This is a genomic window from Luxibacter massiliensis (assembly GCF_900604355.1).
GTDB classification, from domain to species: domain Bacteria; phylum Bacillota; class Clostridia; order Lachnospirales; family Lachnospiraceae; genus Luxibacter; species Luxibacter massiliensis.
The window spans coordinates 2,927,027-2,946,947 of record NZ_UWOE01000001.1; the positions used below are offsets into that span (position 1 = coordinate 2,927,027).

At 44.0% G+C, this 19,921-nt stretch carries 20 protein-coding genes; all 20 read right to left on the minus strand.

The genetic code is table 11. The features are described 5' to 3' along the window. Positions 1–861, minus strand: coding sequence for an ABC transporter ATP-binding protein (locus tag EFA47_RS13455; protein WP_122644543.1), 861 nt, complete (start codon positions 859–861; stop codon positions 1–3). Then, positions 842–1,225, minus strand: a complete 384-nt coding sequence (locus tag EFA47_RS13460; protein WP_122643748.1) for a GntR family transcriptional regulator — start codon at positions 1,223–1,225, stop codon at positions 842–844. Before EFA47_RS13460 ends, EFA47_RS13455 begins: the two co-directional genes overlap by 20 nt. Before the next feature lie 379 nt (positions 1,226–1,604). Further along, positions 1,605–2,165, minus strand: a complete 561-nt coding sequence (hxlB, locus tag EFA47_RS13465) for a 6-phospho-3-hexuloisomerase (RefSeq protein WP_122643749.1) — start codon at positions 2,163–2,165, stop codon at positions 1,605–1,607. 1 nt (position 2,166) lies between these two features. Next, complete coding sequence (gene hxlA, locus EFA47_RS13470) at positions 2,167–2,802, minus strand: 3-hexulose-6-phosphate synthase (protein ID WP_122643750.1); 636 nt, start codon at positions 2,800–2,802, stop codon at positions 2,167–2,169. A gap of 47 nt (positions 2,803–2,849) precedes the next feature. After that, a complete protein-coding gene (hxlB, locus tag EFA47_RS13475) occupies positions 2,850–3,416 on the minus strand; it encodes a 6-phospho-3-hexuloisomerase (RefSeq protein ID WP_235853263.1) in 567 nt (188 codons plus the stop codon). Beyond that, positions 3,409–4,350 (minus strand): ribokinase, encoded by a 942-nt coding sequence (locus EFA47_RS13480; protein ID WP_122644545.1) that lies wholly within the window; start codon positions 4,348–4,350, stop codon positions 3,409–3,411. The genes hxlB (EFA47_RS13475) and EFA47_RS13480 overlap by 8 nt, the downstream gene beginning before the upstream one ends. Before the next feature lie 169 nt (positions 4,351–4,519). Next, complete coding sequence (locus EFA47_RS13485) at positions 4,520–5,482, minus strand: ABC transporter permease (protein ID WP_122643751.1); 963 nt, start codon at positions 5,480–5,482, stop codon at positions 4,520–4,522. A gap of 2 nt (positions 5,483–5,484) precedes the next feature. Beyond that, positions 5,485–6,507, minus strand: coding sequence for an ABC transporter permease (locus tag EFA47_RS13490; RefSeq protein WP_164690003.1), 1,023 nt, complete (start codon positions 6,505–6,507; stop codon positions 5,485–5,487). A 17-nt stretch (positions 6,508–6,524) separates the two neighbouring features. Beyond that, the gene (locus EFA47_RS13495; RefSeq protein ID WP_122643753.1) at positions 6,525–8,018 is read right to left on the minus strand and encodes a sugar ABC transporter ATP-binding protein; all 1,494 of its coding nucleotides are present in this window, start codon (positions 8,016–8,018) and stop codon (positions 6,525–6,527) included. Between the two features lie 280 nt (positions 8,019–8,298). Further along, positions 8,299–9,414 carry an autoinducer 2 ABC transporter substrate-binding protein gene (locus EFA47_RS13500; protein ID WP_122643754.1) on the minus strand — a complete coding sequence of 372 codons (1,116 nt, stop codon included), beginning with the start codon at positions 9,412–9,414 and terminating at the stop codon, positions 8,299–8,301. A gap of 80 nt (positions 9,415–9,494) precedes the next feature. After that, positions 9,495–10,058 carry an SIS domain-containing protein gene (locus EFA47_RS13505; protein ID WP_235853264.1) on the minus strand — a complete coding sequence of 188 codons (564 nt, stop codon included), beginning with the start codon at positions 10,056–10,058 and terminating at the stop codon, positions 9,495–9,497. A gap of 36 nt (positions 10,059–10,094) precedes the next feature. After that, the gene (locus EFA47_RS13510) at positions 10,095–11,231 is read right to left on the minus strand and encodes a LacI family DNA-binding transcriptional regulator (protein ID WP_235853265.1); all 1,137 of its coding nucleotides are present in this window, start codon (positions 11,229–11,231) and stop codon (positions 10,095–10,097) included. Positions 11,232–11,452: 221 nt separating this feature from the next. Beyond that, positions 11,453–12,115, minus strand: a complete 663-nt coding sequence (locus tag EFA47_RS13515; RefSeq protein WP_122643755.1) for a ribulose-phosphate 3-epimerase — start codon at positions 12,113–12,115, stop codon at positions 11,453–11,455. Then, positions 12,112–12,594 (minus strand): RpiB/LacA/LacB family sugar-phosphate isomerase, encoded by a 483-nt coding sequence (locus tag EFA47_RS13520; protein ID WP_122643756.1) that lies wholly within the window; start codon positions 12,592–12,594, stop codon positions 12,112–12,114. Before EFA47_RS13520 ends, EFA47_RS13515 begins: the two co-directional genes overlap by 4 nt. Before the next feature lie 166 nt (positions 12,595–12,760). Next, on the minus strand, positions 12,761–13,129 hold the full coding sequence (locus tag EFA47_RS13525) for an RloB domain-containing protein (RefSeq protein ID WP_268888469.1): 369 nt from the start codon (positions 13,127–13,129) through the stop codon (positions 12,761–12,763). Between the two features lie 417 nt (positions 13,130–13,546). Next, the gene (locus tag EFA47_RS13530; protein WP_122643757.1) at positions 13,547–14,608 is read right to left on the minus strand and encodes an alcohol dehydrogenase catalytic domain-containing protein; all 1,062 of its coding nucleotides are present in this window, start codon (positions 14,606–14,608) and stop codon (positions 13,547–13,549) included. A 111-nt stretch (positions 14,609–14,719) separates the two neighbouring features. Continuing rightward, positions 14,720–15,733: a sugar ABC transporter substrate-binding protein gene (locus EFA47_RS13535; RefSeq protein ID WP_164690004.1), complete on the minus strand. Its 1,014-nt coding sequence runs from the start codon at positions 15,731–15,733 to the stop codon at positions 14,720–14,722. Between the two features lie 22 nt (positions 15,734–15,755). Continuing rightward, on the minus strand, positions 15,756–16,733 hold the full coding sequence (locus EFA47_RS13540) for an ABC transporter permease (RefSeq protein ID WP_122643759.1): 978 nt from the start codon (positions 16,731–16,733) through the stop codon (positions 15,756–15,758). Continuing rightward, positions 16,734–18,221, minus strand: coding sequence for a sugar ABC transporter ATP-binding protein (locus EFA47_RS13545; protein ID WP_122643760.1), 1,488 nt, complete (start codon positions 18,219–18,221; stop codon positions 16,734–16,736). 213 nt (positions 18,222–18,434) lie between these two features. Beyond that, complete coding sequence (locus tag EFA47_RS13550) at positions 18,435–19,898, minus strand: ATP-binding cassette domain-containing protein (protein WP_122643761.1); 1,464 nt, start codon at positions 19,896–19,898, stop codon at positions 18,435–18,437. Positions 19,899–19,921 lie beyond the last annotated feature (23 nt).

The following is a 19,921-nucleotide window of genomic DNA, read 5'->3' on the forward strand; positions in this document are numbered from 1 at the left end:
TTAGACCCCTCCTCTTTCCGTCAATTTAACAAATAATTTTTGCAGGTTCATATTTGCAATCTGTAGATTACTATTAGGAGGGAATTCTGTCCTTTCCCCTAATATATAAGCCAGCTTAAGCGCCCCCAGTTCATCATACCCAATCACATTCTTATCTCTGCAGTAATTGTCGACTTCCTCTGTCAGTCCAGAAACAGTGTATCCTCTGTTTAATAAGGACTCAACTGTTTCCTGTAATAGGACTTTACCCTGGTCAATCAAAACCACCTCTTCAATAATATTGGCCACCTCTTCAATCAGGTGCGTTGCAATGATGATTGTCTTTTCACTTTCTTCATAATCCTCCAACATTAATTCATAGAATAACTCTCTGTGATTAGCGTCCAACCCAAGTACCGGCTCATCAAAAATTATATATGGCACATTGAGGGATAATGCAACTGTCAGTTTAAAAATAGACTGGTAGCCTTTGGATAATGCCTTAAATTTTTTATCTGTGTCAAGGTTAAACCTACTTGCTATACGGTTGGCCTTATCTACATTAAAATCCCTGTAAAAGCGGCTTATCCACTTAAAATGATCTTTAACTTTTAATGACTCGTCATATAGATCCGTTTCACTCATACAGAATATCTTATCATGGATCCCCATGTTCTCCTTGCTGGCAAGACCGTCAATCAATACTTCCCCTTCGTCTGCAAAAATACGGTTGGCTATAATGTTGATCAATGTTGATTTTCCCGCCCCATTCCTTCCCAGAAACCCATATATTTTCCCAAACTCAAAGGAAAAAGAGATGGTATCTAATGCGGCCACATTCTTGTATTTTTTTGTGATATTCTTAATTTGGATTGCATTCATTTTCATAACCCCTCTCTATTAATGTGATAACCTCTTCCTTGGACATCTGCAGTTTAGATGCCTCTGCTATTAGTGATGCAATATATTGGTTATAAAATTGCCCCTGCCTTTTCTTTTGAATTTTCTCCACAGCGCCCTCCTTCACATACATTCCGAGTCCTCTTTTCTTGTAGATAATCCCCTCATCCACCAGCATATTCATCCCTTTTAAGACAGTGTGGGGATTGATACTCAACAATGCGGATATTTCATTTGTCGATGGTATCTTCGTTTCCTCGGGAAAAATATTTGTAAATATAGAATCTTCCAGCTGCTCCGCAATTTGAATAAAGATAGGTTTATCTATGTTTGGATTTACATTCAAGTGCATCCCTCCTCTGTTAGATATCTAGTTTGTTACTTGAGTAACTAACTAGATTACTCTTATAATATACATGATTAAAAACAGAATGTCAATACAAAAAAATACGCCCCCTTCCAGGCAAACAGTTTAACCCTCTAACTGTCTGCCCGGAAGAAGGCATGTCAAACACATCCTTCATCCGTTTTCATCTAAAATAGTCAAATACCCCGGTGCAAGCATCGGGGTATTTAACCCTCGCGGCAGCCGCCAAATGGACATATAAACATGTCCGCTTGGCCCGTCGCCCGCGGGAATCAACTAAATATATATAAATCCTGTTGGGTCCAAAAGTCTTGCCATGCAAGTAGGAACGTCTTTTAGCTTTGGCATACTATTAATTCTATTCCAAATTTGCGTGGAGCTTAAACATATCCTCCGCTGTTTTCCCAAACCTTTCCATTAAAATCATAATGATATTATCACAGATAAGCCAGGTTGTCTGCTCAAATGCATTTCCCATGGGCTGGACTGACTGTACATCATTTTTGAGCTCACTTTTTGGCGTGATTCCAGGTACCTTAATAACAGCGTCCGCCATGCTTCCAATAGAAGCCTCAGGGAAAATTGTGATAGTTGCCACAAGCGCACCTTGCTTTTTCGCCTTCTGAGCCATTACCTTCAAGCTCCCTGTCTCCCCTGATCCTGACGCAATTATCAGAAGGTCGCCAGCCTGGATAGACGGTGTTGTAGGTTCCCCTACAAAATATACAGTAAGTCCCAGATGCATCAGCCTGTTAGAAAAGGCTCTTGCCACAAACCCAGAACGCCCTGCACCAGCCACAAATATCCTTTGGGCAGCCTCAATTCTGTCAGCAAATCCTTCCAGTTCCTCCTGCTGAATCAGCTCTGCGTTCCCCATCAATTCTTCAAGTATCTTTTTCAGTACCACTGCCTCTGCCATCTTACATACACCCTTTCATACTATCTTTAATTTCTTTCGCTGCAAGTGCCGGATCTGCTGCATGGGTAATCCCGCTGCCCACAATAAGCACTTCTGGATTTAATGCCGCATACTCAGGCGTAGTCTCGGCGCTGATCCCTCCTGCCACAGAAATCTTCGCATTCCTGCAGTGTTCTGCCATGACCTTCAGATCGTCAATTGGCCTGCGACCTGCAGCCTGTTGGTCTGTCCCTACATGGACAGCCAGTCCATGGGCCCCCAAGTCTTCCAGTTCCCGGATACGGCCTGGCATATCTGGCACACAAATCATATCCACCACGATTTCCTTCCCATAATGTTCAGCGGCGTCAATACACCCCTTGATAGTCAGGTTATCTGTCACCCCAAGCACAGTCACATAATCTGCCCCGGCCTTCAAAGCCTCCTCCGCCTCATAATACCCGGCATCCATAATCTTCATATCTGCCAATATTTCCTTCGTCGGAAACTGCTCCTTAAATATTTGGACTGCACGCATACCTTCCTGGTATACAAAAGGAGTCCCAATCTCAATAATGTCAATATACTCTTCCACCTTACGAGTCAGTTCAACTGCCTCATCCAATGCCAGATCATCCAGCGCCAGCTGTAATTTCATCTTTCTTCTCCTTTTCAAAAGTTTATTTTATAGTTCCCTGCATCCACCTATTCCAGATTTGCATGATATTGCCAAAGGTCTTCCAACTTTATGTTCTTATCCGCCACCAGCATCATGGCTGTTGTATCCCCAAATAAGAGAAGAGCCTGTTCAAACAAGGATGTCATAGGCTGGGCAGAATGAATTTCATCTTCCATTTTTGCCCTGCTCTCCACAGGAATACGGACAAAAAGGTCTGCAACTTCTTTAAGTCCACTCTGGGGATTGCTTCCAATATGGATAACCTTAGCGCCGATCGCCTTAGCCTTTCTGGCAATCCCTGCAGGAAACAACGTTTCCCCACTTCCTGATCCAACAATGAGCACGTCCTTCGGCGTAATCGCCGGTTCTGTTATCTGCCCCACAACGACTGTGTGGATCCCCAAATGTGCATAGCGTTTGGCCATGGCCTCCAGCGACAGCAGTACCCTGCCTACCCCTACAAAAAAGACTCTTTCAGCTTGATTCAGCAGATCCAGGTACCCAATGACCGCCTCCTCGTCTACGGCATCTAATGCCCTTTTGCACTCCCCAAGCACGATGCCACTCATCTTCTTATACTGTTCTTTATCCAATCTCCTCGCCTGCTTTCTTTAAAAATTCAATCACTTCCCCTTCATTTGGGATAGAAATCTGGGCACCCATCCTGGAAACACAAATTCCGGCTGCGGCATGGGCAAAGCGAATAGCCTGTTTCATTTCATCTCCTTTACAGAGGCGGATAGCAAGCGCCGCGCCAAATGTATCCCCGGCTGCCGTGGAATCAATGGCCTTAACCTTAAAGCATGGAATCAGCTCCGTCTCTTTTCCGTCATAGAGAAGGGCCCCTCTTGAACCCAGCTTTAAGATTACGTATTCAGGTCTGGCCGCCTCATATAACTGTCTGGCCGCCTCCACTGCTTTTACCTCTGTGTCTGGGTTAATTCCTGTCAATGCCTCTGTCTCCGCCTCATTGGGAGATAAAATATAAAGTCCTTGGAGCCGTTTAAGCGGAATCTTCATAGCTGGGCCGGCATCCAAAAACACAGGGATATCCCTTTCCCTGGCCAGTTCATATGTACGGTAAACAGTCTCCAGCGGCATCTCCAACTGCATAATAACCATATCAAAGTGTTCAGCATCCAGCGCCGCAGCTACGTCCTCTGCACAAAGATTCCCGTTGGCCCCAAGACAGGAATATGAGACATACCTGCCATCCTCATTCACAAGCATGAGCGCCAGTCCCGTCTGAGTCTCTTTGTCAGTCACAATATAGTCCGTATGAACCCCAGTCTTTTCAAACTCCTGCTTAAGGGACCTTCCGTAGTCATCGTCCCCAAGCCTGCCAGCCATAGTCACATCTGCCCCCTGCAGGGCGGCTGCAATAGCCTGGTTCGCTCCCTTGCCCCCAGTGGCATATCCATATCTGCCACAGATGGTGGACTCCCCAAACTTCGGAATCTGGTTTGCCCCTTCTACAAAGAGATCCATATTCATACTTCCGACTACTAATATTTTCGTTTTCCCCATAACTTGTTTCCTTTCTGCTGTCTTATAAAACTCACTTCCTGCTAAAATACATACTGCGGGCGCCTCAGTCAAAGACCCTCGCGGCATTCGCCAAATGGACATGTAAACATGTCCGCTTGGCTCGTTGCTCGCGGGAATCAAAAGCTCCGTTGAGGCGCCCGCAGGAATGTTAGCTTATCTTGCTCAGTCTCTGGGTTCTTCTCTTATCAAGGACAAAGTTGATAATCAGAACACCAATCAGTGCAACACCCCAGATTAAATCTCTGTAGTAATTGCTGATGCTTGGGAACATATTCAGGTAGGATGACATCATCTGGAGGATGACAACCGCAATTGCAATACCTGGAATCGTACCAAACCCACCGTTGGGGTTTACCCCGCCCAACACTGCGATCAAAATACACTGCATAGTATAACTACTTCCAAAATCTGCTTTTGCAGAATTAATCCTTGCCAGGCTCAAAAGTCCGGCAACAGCAGATACCAGGCCCGAAAGCATATATGTGCGGATCAGGATAGCCTTACAGTGGATGCCTGCAAATTCTGCTGCTTTTTCATTTGTTCCTACCAGATATACCCTTGTTCCAAATTTAGACTTGCTCATAATAAATGTCATAGCTGCAATAATCAGTATAAATACAACAAATGACAGAGGGATATAGCCAAACAGTGCCGTTGTGGCAAAGCTTGTATAAGACTCTGGAATGCCGCTGACCGTACTTCCGCCCGACGCAATAATCGCAATACCCATGAACAGCTGATATGTTCCCAGGGTAGCCAGCATTGCCGGTATTTTCAGGTAGGAGACGAGGAACCCGTTAAAGCATCCACATATAATCCCTACAACAAGAGCTACGATGACTGCTAAAGCTACACTTCCGTTCCCCTGCATCATCAGTCCGGCAAGTATGCCGCATAAATTGGAGATATAAACGGTTGATAAGTCAATACCTCCTGATATCATACAAATACCCACGCCAATGGCCATCAACCCATACTCAGAAAGCTGTTTTGCCATTGTTTGGAAGTTTCCTATCTTTATAAACTCATTTGGCTTGGAAACACACGCTATGATGATGAAAGCAACAAGTATTATGAGTAATCTTTTGATATTACTGTCCATCTTTTTCATGATTATGCTGCCTCCTTCTTTAACCTGGTTTTAACTTTTGCCCCTGCATGGCTCTGGATCGCGGAGATCGCAGTACCAATGATAATAATTGCCCCGATAAAAACTTTCTGCCAATACACTGGTATCCCTATCAAAATAAGGCTGTTTGATACCATAGTCAAGAGCAGGGTTCCGAGGATACATCCTTTCAATGTACCGATGCCCCCTGTCATCCTGGTGCCTCCCAGGATAATGGCAGCGATTACAATCATTTCACCCCCCGCATATTCTGTGGGAAGATATCTCATAGACATAACTGCGTAGCAAAGGCCTGCAACTGCAGCGATACCGCCATTTACCACAAAAACCCCAAAACGTATTCCCTTGACATTAAAGCCGGCCCTTTCTGCCGATACTTCATCGCCGCCTACTGCGTATACACCCCGCCCAACCATCGTCTTATTGAGCACAAGATAGGCTACTATGTAGAGGACTACCATAATAGCAAAAGTCATCGGCAATGTGGAACCCAAACCGCTTTTTGCATTTTTTACAGTTATAAGTGATGCCTGGCCAAAAGCTGCCAGATTAGAAGGAAGATCCATCCTCTCTGCCTCAAATGCTCCCAGCAGGATCCCGCTGAAAATAGAACTCGTACCCAGAGTAACAATTAGGCTGGGGAACTTATATTTCACAATAATGAACCCGTTCAGCGCGCCCATAATACATCCAAACACAATTCCAATAATATAAGTGATAATCCATGGCGCACCATCCAGGCCAAGATTATTTGTAACAGTCAGCGCCAAATAGCTGCTAAGCGCCGCAATCAGTGGAAATGATACGTCCGGCCCTGTGCTTACAAATGACAGCAATGCACAGATAGCATAGATAGACGGCACTATCATAGAACGGAGTAAATCCACAATATTATTATTTGCGAAGAACAGGCCTGACCTTATCTGTATAACAATCGACAATACTACGATAATCAGAAATACATAGAATTCTGTCTGTTTTACCATTTTCTTAACATATTTATTCATCTGCACTTCACCTCTCCCTATACTGTAGCCTTTGTAAGCATTCCTGCATTCATATCGTCTGCAGAAAGGCTTCCTGTCACCCGCCCGGCCTGCATTACAAGCGCCCTGTCGCAGGTAGCGATTACCTCCGCAGAATCATCAGATACGACAATAATTGCCATGCCCTTTTCTGCCAGCTCTCTCAGAAGCTTATGGATATCATATTTTGCACCAATGTCTACGCCTACAGTTGGGCCATTTAGAATCAATACTTTCGGGTCATTCGCGAGCCATCTGCCAAGCACGACCTTCTGCTGATTCCCTCCTGAGAGAGTCTGTACGGGGAATTCATGGTTCTTGGTTGCCACTCCAATATCTTTGACCCACTTTGCAGATTCCTCCACAACTTTCTTATTGCTCAGGACGCCTAATTTATTTGCAAGCACATCCATCTTACTTACTGTAATATTCCGGATAATAGACTGGGGAAGAAACAGGCCTTCTGTAAGACGGTCCTCAGGCACTAAAGCGATGCCTAGTTTCTGGGCAGTGGATACATCTTTGATATTGACTTCCTTCCCTTCAACAAGAATCTGCCCTCCAGTTGGCTTTAACATTCCGAACAACGCCAAGGACAACTCAGTACGCCCAGAACCCAGCTGGCCTGTAACACCAAGAATCTCTCCCTGATGCAGTTTGAAACTTACATCTTCAAATCCTGGCGCTGTTAGGCTGCGTGCTTCCAGCACAACATCCCCATAATTATCTTCGTTGACTTTCTTGACAACTTGCGTCTCAAAATGCCTTCCTGTCATATAATACGCAAACTTCTCTTCTGTCATCTCAGAAGTGGGGCAGCTAATAACATTTTCACCATTTCTCAGAATTGTAATACTGTCTGAGATTTCAAAAACTTCGTCCAGCTTATGGGACACAAAGAGGATTGTCACGCCATTCTTCTTCAAATCAGCAATAATTTCAAATAGCCTGTTGACCTCTTTTTTAGTCAGGGCGGTTGTGGGCTCATCCATAATAATCAGTTTTGCATTATCCAAAAGGGCCCTTGATATGGCTATGAGCTGCTTATCTGCCACAGGCAGGGTCTCCACCAGTGCATCCAGATCCACGTCAAAATTAATTTTTTGCACGGCTTCTTCCGCTATCTTCCTGAACTCTTTTTTGTTCACTAACTTTTTCTTATTAGCAAGCACCTGGTTAAACGCCAGATTTTCAATTACTGTCAGGTTGGGAAAAATTGAAAAGTCCTGGTAAATAACCTGAATCCCTGCTTTGATAGCTTCAGCCGGGGTCATTACAGGATATCCTTTCCCGTCTACCTCTATGGAGCCTGCATCTGGTTTATAAAAACCTGAAATAACTTTAATAATGGTAGACTTCCCACAGCCATTTTCTCCTGCCAGACAATGCGTTTCCCCCTGCTTGATTGTCAGGTCCACACCTTTGAGCGCATGGACGCCGCCAAATGATTTCTTAATTCCTTTCACACAAAGGATGTTTTCATTTCCCATCATCTCACCTTGCCTTTCTATCTCCTACTGGAGTAACGTAAATAATCCACCACGTTTTACTTACGTTGCCCCAGTCTGGAAAAAAACCGCACACCCTACACGGATGCAAGATGTGCGACTATACTCATTTTCCAAAACCACCACTCGCGGGTAAAATCTCCGCTTTGCACTACATACCGAACCGCGGGGTTCCATACGTGCATTTTTGGCCGGGCCCTTCCGGGCCCGCCTTCCCGAAAGAATAGTGCTTAGACTATTCTTTCGGCATCTTATTCTTCAAATCTTAGAAGTCATAATCATTGATATTGTCTTTTGTAATTGTAAGGTCAGCCTGTCCGATAAGGCATCTGTTGTCGCCCTCTACCAGTGATACACTGTTGTAACCCTCGATTCCCAGGTCGGATCCGTCTCCAACTTCCTCACCTGCAAGGATCATAGAAGCAACTTTACACATTACATATCCTGAATCCTTTGGATCCCACAATTTGATTGTAGAAATTGTGCCTGATTCAACATATGGCTTGAACTCGTTCGGTGTACCAACGCCAACAACTTTAACTTCCAGTCCTAACTCCTCTACTGCTTTAGCAATACCCGGGCAGTCTGTAGAAGCAACACCTGTGAAACCTTTCAGGTCAGGATTTGCTTTCAGAATCTCTTTTGCCCTCTCATAGGATGTGTCAATAGACTCTTCTGACTCAGCAGAAGGAATTGCGCCGTCATTGATCAGTTCCATGTTCGGATATGCTTCCTGCTGACGGTCATACTGTGCGTTCGCATATTCCATGTGTGTTGTAGAAGTTGTGTATGCTACCATCATAGCATATTTGCCTTCTTCGCCCATATCTGATGCGAGGGCATCCATGATAGCTGCGCCAAAATCATCAGCTGTAAACGCCTCTGTATCAAACAGTGTGTTTTTCTGGTTAGAAGCTTCGTGTGTAATAACTACGATCCCCTGCTCCATAGCGTTTTTCAGGGAAGCCTCAATTGCGCCTGGATCAATCGGAACAACGCAGAGTGCGTCAACGCCCTGGTTAATCAGGTCGTCAATTACCTGTACCTGAGAGGCTGCATCCGCATTTGCAGGCCCTTTTTGGATTACGTTGATACCGGTCTCATCGCCAAATTCATTCACGCCGATCTCCATACGTTTAAACCAGTTTGCAGTGTTGTCCTTTGTCACAACTGCAATTGTCCATTCGGACTGATCCTTGTCTGATTTGTAGTTTGCAAGATCAAACAGGTCATCAGATCCAGCACTGTCATCAGAACTCTCCTCGTTAGCATCGCTGCTAGAATCTGAAGATGTGGTGGTTTTCTCGCTGCTGCATGCCACCATTGAAAATGTCATGGCTGCCGCTGCCAAGATTGCGATAATTTTTTTGAGATTCTTCATAATTTTTCCTCCTCTTTGAAAATTTATGTTATCGCTCCATGCTGTAGCATGGCCCATTGTGGGCAGTTCACTTGCAGGCTTTATTCTACATTGCGGTGCCTGCTGACCATCTCTTCTCTGCTGACCCCCATTTCCTCCCTGAGCATCATAACAAGGACGTCATACAAAATAAAAAGGGCCTGTTCAAAAAGATTCCCCATCAGCTGCTCTGTCTGGACGAAATCTCCAACTGCCTTATAGGCTGCCGCAGGGACATCTACCACCAGGTCAGAAATAGGTATCATATAACCCGCATTGGATGGGGTAATCAGAGCCAGTGTCGCGCCGTTATCCTTTGCCATCTGTGCAATATAATTCTCATGGCCCACATTTGCAGAACCACAGGCACAGATCATTAAATCCCCCTCACCTATGGACGGAGTCGTATCATCCCAAATCCAGTAAGCTTGTTTTCCAAGATGCATCAGCCTCATAGCAAACGCCTTTGTTGAAAGTCCTTCCCTTCCTGCCGCCAACAGAAAAATACGGTCTGTCTTTTTAATCAGTTCCAGAAGTTCTCTGACATTCGAGTCATCCATCCTGTCAAACACTTCCGTCAGTTCTTTCATTGCCACTGATGACAATTCTTTAAATCTGTCACTCATACTGTTCCTCCAATTCATAAATGTTATTCTTCCCACCTATAACTCCTGTATTCTTAACACTGGAGTTATAATAATCTGCCGCAGCGGCCTTTCAGGACATGATATCCTGTCTCCCAGAAGCTTAATCGCCCTGCGCCCCATCTGGCTGGCATCTCTTTCTATGTAATTAAATTTGTTCCCTATGATTTCCAGTGCTTCGATTCTATCCAGGCCAATGCAGACAATATCTCTTGAAGGCCGCTCGCCTCTTTCATACAACGCCTTCAAAAACCCAAGGCTGCTCCTATTATTACAAGTCAGGACGGCTGTGGGACGGTCCTCCATGGACAAGAGCCTGCAGGAAAGCTGATATGCCTTGGTCATGCGATAATCCCCTTCGAATATATAACGCTTTTCAATTGGGATCCCCGCTTCATTCAGCGCCCTCTCATACCCTTTATAACGGACTCTGGCCAGAACCCGGTCCAGAGTGGCATTTAAAAGTCCTATCTTCCTGTGGCCCGCGCCTATAAGCGCCATTGTGGCCTCATACATGCCTTTCTCGTCATCGAAAAATACTCCGTCATATTTATCCAGGCTGTCTGTATGCCTGTCCATAATTACAATGGGTGCATTCAGGTCATTCAAAAGCTTGATGATCTCCTTCTGCTGCATCTTCGTATTGTAATCAACTGCCGGTGTATACAGCAGGCCTTTAATCCGCTGCTCTTTCAGCATTAGGAGTGCTTTCCTGTCCTTATCCGCACTGTCATCTGAGTTACAGCAAATCAGTGTGAGATTATATTTATCAGCAACTTCTGTAATACCTCTAAGTATCTCTCCAAAAAATGGATTATCAACCTCTGGCACAATCACGCCGATTGTGTTGCTGCTCTGTCTGGACAAATTCCTGGCAGCCGCGGACGGGGAAAAATGTCTTTTCTTCATGATCTCCAGAACCCGTTCCTTTGTTTCTGGCCTTACAGAGGCTGATTCATTCAGAACCCGCGATACCGTTGCCTTTGAAACACCTGCTTCCTTTGCAATGTCATTAATGGTAAATTCTTTAGGCATTTTCTTTTTATTAACCTCCACTGAATATATGTAACCGGTTTCAGTAAAATCATTATCGCATACCTGTTTTAAAACGTCAACCCTCAACCTTAAAACCATGACGTTTTCGTCGGTTTTCATGTATTTTCATTTCATTTACTGTATATATTGCACAAATATTATGTTATTTTTCTGTCATTTTCCTTTTTTCCCCAACTTATGAAAAAACAGGTTTTTCTGCAAAAAAGAAAGCGGTTTCTGCATTTTTACGCCTTCATTTCAGGGGAATACAAAAATGCCGCAGGCCCTTTTCCACATACCTGCGGCAAAACACCCCGCCTTAAGGCGGCTTCACAGTCAAACTAATGTATGATTTCCCTCATTTTACGGATACCCTGCTGCATTCCATCCAGTCCTTTTAGAAAACTGGATGTGCCAGCCACAAATATATCCGCATGCTTCTGTGACATTTGGCCAGCCAATTCATAACTCACATTTCCATCTACCTCAATCTCAATATTCGGATACCCTTGGCTGTCCAAAAACTTCCTGCAGTCCTCTATCTTCTGTATGGCCTGAGGGATAGCCTTCTGGCCGGAGAATCCCGGATTTACTGTCATAACAAGAACAGCATCTATATCATCCAGCACATATTGAAGCTCCTCCACCCTGGTAGCTGGGTTAATCGCAGCCATAGCCTTGGCTCCTGTGGCCTTTATGGCCTGGAGCGCCTTTTGCAGGTGCTGGGTACTCTCGGCATGTACAGACACATATTCTCCCTCCTGAAAGTCGAACCAGCCAATCTTCCTTTCCGGGTCATTCACCATTAAATGGACATCCAGCGGAATATCTGTAAGCCTGCGCAGTTGTCTGACATAGTCTGTCCCCAGCGTAAAATTAGGGACATACTCTCCGTCCATAATATCTATATGCAGATATTCTATATTCTCTTCCTCAAAAACTGACAAATACTCTTTTAATTTATCTATCTCGACACACATCATAGATGGGGATATCTTTTTCACTGTCCGTCCTCCTCATTTGGAAATACTGTCTTTTCAAATTCCACCAGTTCATCATATTCTTTCTCCACTATTTTAGCCATTTCAGGGGTAAGTCCCGACATATGCTCCGCCTCCAGCCATGCATTTGCCATCTGTATACCCATCTCATTCCCAATAATGAACCCGCCCATGCAGAGAACATTTGTGTTATTTACCGCTTTCGCCCTCACAGCCTGATAGAGACTCTCGCACAGGGCCGCATACACACCTCTGTGCTTATTACAGATAATGCTGACTCCCATGCCCGTACCGCAAATGGCAATCCCTCTGTCATACTCCCCGCTTTGGACGCCCCGGGCCACTGCCACTGCCGCATCCTGGAACAGAACCGGCGTATCCGGGTCAATATCCGTAATCTCATATCCCTTTTTCAGCAAATCTGCTTTAATCGCATTTTTTAGTTCAAAACCTGCGGGATCCGCACCTAATATAATCTTCATAACAACCCACCTGCCTTATAAAAATAATTCAACTTTTGTAACCGGTTACAATATATGTTAAATATACCCCTATCACCTTCTATTTGTCAAGAAAACTGTTTTCACATATATAAAAAAGAAGTATAATTATATTTAATATTTAAATGAACTGATATATCTTTTCAAACTATTTTCCAGTATCATTTCGTTTACTTTCAATGATTTTCCCAATATTACAAGTCACCCTTCCTTTGCAATCATGAATATCCTCATTGATTTTTTTCTCTTGTGCAATCGCTATATTCACACGTTTCGCCAACTCTCCTATGGAAGAATTCTTTTTTGGATTAACACCTGTCCTTGCTAAAAGCAATTTATAAATGAATGTCTGATTGCCCTCTTTTTGATTCTTAATAATCTGCTCTACATTTGGTTCAATGTCTTCGTTAAAGGCGTTTTCAAAGTGAAGGAGTAAAAATAATTCAAATGCCGGATTACTCACTGCAATCATGTTCTCCTTCTCTCCCAATGCGACAACTTCATCATAGTCCTGCACCTTTTCCTAAAAAAATTGTTCCAGCCACACTTATTACCATTCAGTTTAGTTGGTTACGCGGGTGCGAATCCCTACCTGCTTAATCGAATGCTTATAATAGGAGGTTAGTTAACGGTTCTTGTGGCGGATGCTACGATCCAAAAAAGCCGACGTTAGACCAATTACTCCCCTTATTATAATAAAATAAGCGCAGATGTCAGAGTTAATTACTCTCTAACAACTACACTTTTATGGTACTAAAAAAGTTGTACAAAAAAGCTCGCACAAAATATAAAGTCTGTGCTAGCTGTAAATATATACTAAAAATCCCCTATGACGATATACCCCCATGAAATAAGGCAGCCAGGCTGGTGAGGTCGCCGGCCTGGCTGCCTGCTTTGTTTCATCCGTTTGAGGTCTGCAGCAATAAGCTTCTATTTATGGTACAAGCATAACTTTCATGGCATCTTCTGCTTCGGTGGCCTCAAAGGCTTCTTTCCAGTCTTTGAGTTTAAATGTATGGGAGATTAATCCATCGGTCTTTATCTGCCCCGCTTTTATGCCTTTAATTACAGAATCGTATGTAAGTCCTGACAAATGGGAGCCAATAATTGTCAGTTCCTTCCCATCTCCGATGGTATTCCAGTCTGCCTTTACTTCTTCCGCAAACACTCCCATCTGTACATATCTGCCTAGATTTTTCAGGGAATCCAACCCTTGTGTTACACTGCGCGGACTTCCAGATGCTTCGATATATACGTCGCATCCCAGGCCGTCTGTCAGTTTTTTAATCTCTTCCTCAATATTGCATTCTATTGGGTTAAGCACCACATCCGCCCCAAATTTTTTTCCCATCTCCAGGCGGTTCTCACGGACATCAATCCCTATAATCATTTTAGGCATTGATAAGGAGGCAATATTCACCATAGATGCCCCAATAGCCCCCAACCCTGCTATAACCACAACATCACTGTGCTGGATCTGGGCGCGTTCTACTGCATGTGCGCCGCATGCAATCGGTTCAATCAATACCGCCTGTTCTGCCGTAAACCCTTCAGGCACTCTATGGTTTAAGCAATGTTTATCTAGTTTAACATATTCTGCAAATCCTCCATTTGCATATTGCTTAAACCCGAATACGGCGGATCTTGTACACATCCAATAAATTCCTTTTTTACAATACTCACATTCTCCACAGGGGATCACTTGCTCCGAGACAAGCACATCGCCTATCTTATAATCTGACACGCCTTCCCCCAGCTCCACGACCTCTCCATAAAATTCATGCCCTCCAATACACGGGGCTTCGATATAACGGTTTTCCGGCGAAGTCCCCCAAATACGGATACCACCATGATAGGCCTTCACATCCCCTGCACAGATCCCGCAGCCCTTCACTTTCAAAATAATTTCCCCTTCTCCTGCCTCTGGTTTCACAAAATCCTCATACCGATTATCGTACGGAGCATATGATACTACTGCTCTCATTTTTTCAGCCATAACTGTCAATCTCCTTTTTCATATATTTATATTTCCAAATGCCAGGGTCAAAAGCTGATAAAACTGTTCACGTTTACATGGCAAGGCGTTTGGCCCGGCATCCTTATCCTCCTATTTTGCAAAGTGTTCGTCATAGTATTCCTGGGCATTTTCAGCATTGATTACCGTGATTGGCATATACTGATCCTTCTCCTGTTCTACGCCATTGCGGAAGTTGTCAGCAATATCAATGAGTGTCTCGCCATGAACCGAACCGCCTCCAAGGCTGACGGAAGATTTTTGTGGGTCTTTGTTAATGATATTCATAATTTCCTGCTCTGTAGCGTCAATTCCAAAAATACCAAATTTATCATACTCGTCTTTTGATATATAGGATTTCACGCCCTCATTGGCGCCTGCGCCGCCTCCGGAACCAATAGAACAGATTACTTTAATATCTGGATTAGACTGCATAAAGTTTTCTGCATTATTCTGGCCGTCTTCCATAACTTCCGCAGGCTGTGTAGCTACTAATACCGCATTTGGCGCGTTTTCCTCTATTGCATCCTTTATCCCATTTGCCCGGTCAATAATCTCGGGATATTTAGGAAGATCCTGCAATGCCCATTCTATTTCTTCATCCCCATAATTTTCATTAATCCACTTTGCCGCTTCTTCCCCACATGCATATCCCGTATTGTAGGCATCTACCAGATATTCTGCGTCTGAGTTTTCAATAACCTGGGTATAGGCAATGACCTTAATTCCTTTCTCCTGGGCTTCTTTGCAGACATCCTCCACGGAATTAGATTCAACTGCGGCCACAATAATTGCATCCACGCCTGACTGAATAAAATTCTCTATCTGTGAAACCTGAGTTGTGGCATTATCATTAGAGTTCTGTACTGTAACTGAAATCCCCAGTTCTTTCCCATGTTCTTTCGCTGCGTCTGCCAGCTCTGCCCACGTCAGATTACCGAGATTCAGCGTCATGCCCACCGTATAGTCTCCAGAACCCTCCTCCTGGGTTCCGCCATCCTGCGTATCACCTGTACCCCCAGCGCCACTATTTTGCCCGCCGCATCCTGCTATCAGGCCTGCTGCCATAACTACGCTTAACACAATCCCCAACACTTTTTTCTTCATAGCTTTTCTCCTTTTACACCATTTAATTTTCTGCATTTATCGCTTTCATTTTCTTAACCCGCTCATTTTTAGCAATAGACATTGTATCGTAAATAACTGCAATCAACAGTACCAGGCCTTTTATGACCTCCTGTACATACTCATTGACATTCATGATTGCAAGGCCGTTCTCCAGAACGCCCACAATCAGGCATCCAATGATTGCCCCCAATACAGTCCCTTTGCCGCCGTTACTGCTTACGCCCCCGACCACACAGGCTGTCAGGCAGTTGAACTCATATCCATTTCCTGTGGAGGACTGGGCAGAATTTAAACGGGCCAGCATTAAAATCGCACCAATGGAAGTGAAAAAACCACATAAACTATATGCCATCAGCTGAATCCGTTTCACATTCACTCCGGAGAGCTTCGCGGCTTCCACGTTATTGCCAATGGCGTAAAAATAACGTCCATAAATCGTCTTATTCAGGATGAATACGCCGGCCAGTATAATGATCAGCAGAAAGATAAGTGAAACCGGAACAATTCCCAGAATCGTTCCCTGGCCCAGGAAAACAAATGATTCATCAAACTTAAAAATTGCCAGTCCTCCGGTAATCAGATAACTGACACCCTTTAAAATCGTCATCATAGATAAGGTCACAATCAGGGGGGCAACCCCTGTCTCTACGATAATAACTCCGTTCACCATGCCAATCGCTGTTCCTAAAAGCATTGCCACGATACAGGCCAGCACCCAGTTCATCCCCAAAGAATTCATTAAGACTGCCGTGACAACAATATCCAATGAAATCTGATACCCCACAGAAAGGTCAATCCCCCCGGTTATCAATACAAAACTAAAACCTACTGAGCAGATTCCCACAGTTGCAATTTGTTTTGCGATATTAAAGAAGTTCTGCGGCTGCATAAATTGTGAAGATGCAATGCTAAAAAACACAATCAGCGCGAGCAGCACACAAAATACTCCAAATTCTTTACTTTTTATAATTCTTTTCATTTATTCTATACCTGCTGCTTTCGTTAAAATTGATTCTTGAGATACTTCTTCCTTCGACAGGCTTCCCGCCATCCTCCCTTTGCACAGGACAATGACTCTGTCTGACATACCTATCAGTTCCTCCATATCTGAGGAAATCATGATGATACATTTTCCCTGATTTGCCAAATCATTCATAATATCGTAGATTTCCTGCTTTGCCCCTACATCGATTCCCCGGGTGGGTTCATCGAAAATAATAACTTCCGGATCCATAGCCAGCCATTTAGCCAGAACTACTTTCTGCTGGTTGCCGCCACTTAAGTTTTTCACAAGCTGCTGGTTACTCGGCGTTTTTATCCTGAGGGTTTCCTGATAACGCTTTGTCACATCCTCTTCTTTCTGGCCGCTTATGACGCCATGTCTTGAAATCCTCCTCAGGCAGGGAAGCGTGGTATTGTCACGTATGGACATATTAAGGACAACCCCGTGGCGCTTCCTATCTTCCTGGATCATGGCGATCCCCCTGTCAATGGCCTCCTTGCAGTTTTTCATATGCATTTCCTGTCCCTGATATATAATTCTTCCAGAAGTTAGTTTCTCACTCCCGAAAATCAGCTGCGCAAGTTCCGTCCTCCCGGCTCCCACCAGTCCTCCCAACCCCAATATTTCTCCTTTTTTTACCTCAAAGCTAATGTCTTTGACACCATTTCCACTGACTTTTTCTAATTTCAGGACTGTCTCCTTGGCTTCCTTTTCCCTGGATGGATATGTATCGTTTAGCTCACGGCCTACCATCAGTTTAATCAATTCCTGTTTATTAGTATCCGCAGTGTTTAGTGTCTGAATATACTTTCCATCCCTGATGACAGTTGTCCTGTCAGAGAGCCTGAAAATTTCCTCCATTCTGTGGGAAATATAAATAATCGTTACTCCTTCTTCTTTCAGGCGGTCCACGATCTCATACATAGATTCCACCTCTGCCATAGTCAGTGGTGCAGAGGGCTCATCCATAATTAAAACTCTTGCATCCTTAGAAATGGCCTTTGCTATCTCTACAATCTGCTGGAACCCTGTGGTCAAATCTGCCACTTTAGCTTTTGGGTCAATACTTACATGAAGCCTCTCAAAGAGATCCCGAGTCCTGTCTTCCATAGCTTTCCGGTCCAGGACCATGCCTTTTAACATATATTCCCCCATAAAAATATTATCCGCCACAGAGAGCACTGGAACTAATGTAAACTCCTGGTAAATAACAGCCACGCCTTTTTCTCTGGAAAGCTTAGGGGTGAGCCTTTCAAAAGTTTCCCCTCCCAGCTCTATAGTTCCTGCGGAAGGTTCAATCGCCCCTGATATGGTTTTAATCATAGTGGATTTCCCTGCACCGTTTTCCCCAACAATCGCATGGACTTCCCCTTCCCGAAACTCCATGTTCATATCGTCTAGGGCTACTACTCCTGGATACAATTTTGAAATGTGGTTTAACTTTAAAATCGTATCACCCGTCATATGCTTTGTCTCCTCCCTTCATCTAATTTATGTACTTATTTTACATAGCGGGATTCACCAAAACAATTCCATGATTTTGATAAAAAGTATACATTTTAAACCAATTGTGGATTTAAGAATAAGATTTGATATAAGAAACGGCTATACTGTGAAAGGAAGATGAGAGTCCTCACGCCGGGAACCAATTGGCCTGCATCTGGACTCCCGTGAGTTCTAACGGCCCCCTGTGGGACTCACAGTCTCCCTTACAATAACACCTCTTTCGATTTCAAGGATTCTGCTGCATACAGAATACAGCATTTCCGCATGTGCAGAAATAATAATTTGCGATATGCCCTTCTGGGCTGTCTTTTGTATGTCCTGGCTAAATAGCTTCCTCTCCCCTTCATCTAAATGAGAAAATGGGTTGCTATATACGAAGATGCCTGCCCCTGACGCGATAGCCCTGCAAAGGGATATCTTCTTTTTGATAATGAGACTTTCAAATACAATCTGGTCTATAAAGGTTTTGTATTTCCCGTTATCGAAATATTCTTCCACCAGATTTTGTGTAAGGTACCTGAGTTCCCCTTCTTTCATGACCACTTTCCCATAGGAGTTTTGCCTTAGGGCAGAGATACTTATATTTTCGCCGATACTCATATTTGTAAAAAGCTGGTCACTCTCAGGCAGGACAGCCAGGCCTGGCTTGAGGGTTCTGCCAACCTGCCCTAAGAAGGCCTCATTGCCTATTGTTATAGCTCCTTTCACGAAGGGCATCTCCCCTTGAAGAATATGGGCGATGGCAGTTCCTGAATGTCTGTTTTTATTCCAGATTCCCAGTGTCTCTCCTTCATAAAGCGTAAAGCTGAGGCCATTGAGTATCCCCTGGCTGGTGAAAACTCCGTCAAACTTAAGGATTGCTTTTGCCTTGCAGGCTTCGCTGATACAATCTCCCCCCACCGTATCCTGAAGCTCCCTCTTTTCTCCCTCCATCAGCGTAGAGACAAGATTAGTGTCAACTTCAGAGCTATTTAATTCTGCAACCACCTTTCCTTTTCTCATCACACAGAGACGGTTCAAATATATGCGGATACACTCTATCTGATTTTCTATCAGTACAATACTGATTCCACGGTTTACGAGGAGGCAAAACACCTCACGCATCCGTACTCTGGCGCTCTGTGACAGCATCCCGACCACAGAATCCATAACAATAATTTTCGCATTGCACACCATGGCCTGGGCGATTTCTATAAGTACCCTCTGATGGAAGGTCATATCCCGTATTTTACAGTCATAGTCCATTTTCAGGTTCTGGGCATCTGATATATTCAATAAATGAAAAATTTCCTTACATTTTTTGAGGTAATCCTGATACCCAACCCCTTTCTCTGCCAAGCCATAATTCAGCTTCATTGTATCCCTGATACTGAATTCTTCTATCAGGGAGCTTTCATCCTTAATCAGAAATACACCCCCTTTTCTGGCCCGCTCTATAGAATCAATCCTTTTGATATTTTCTGAAATCCATATCTTTCCAGACTTACACGGGAACTCCCCTGTCACTGCCCCCATAAAGGCGCTTTTCCCAGAATGGTTATTGCCAACCAAACCCACAACCTCCCCTTCAAAAAGGTGGAAGTTTCCATTTTGGATCAAATTAATATTCCCTTCCCAGGAATAAATATTATACATTCTAAGAACCTCTCTTGTCACGA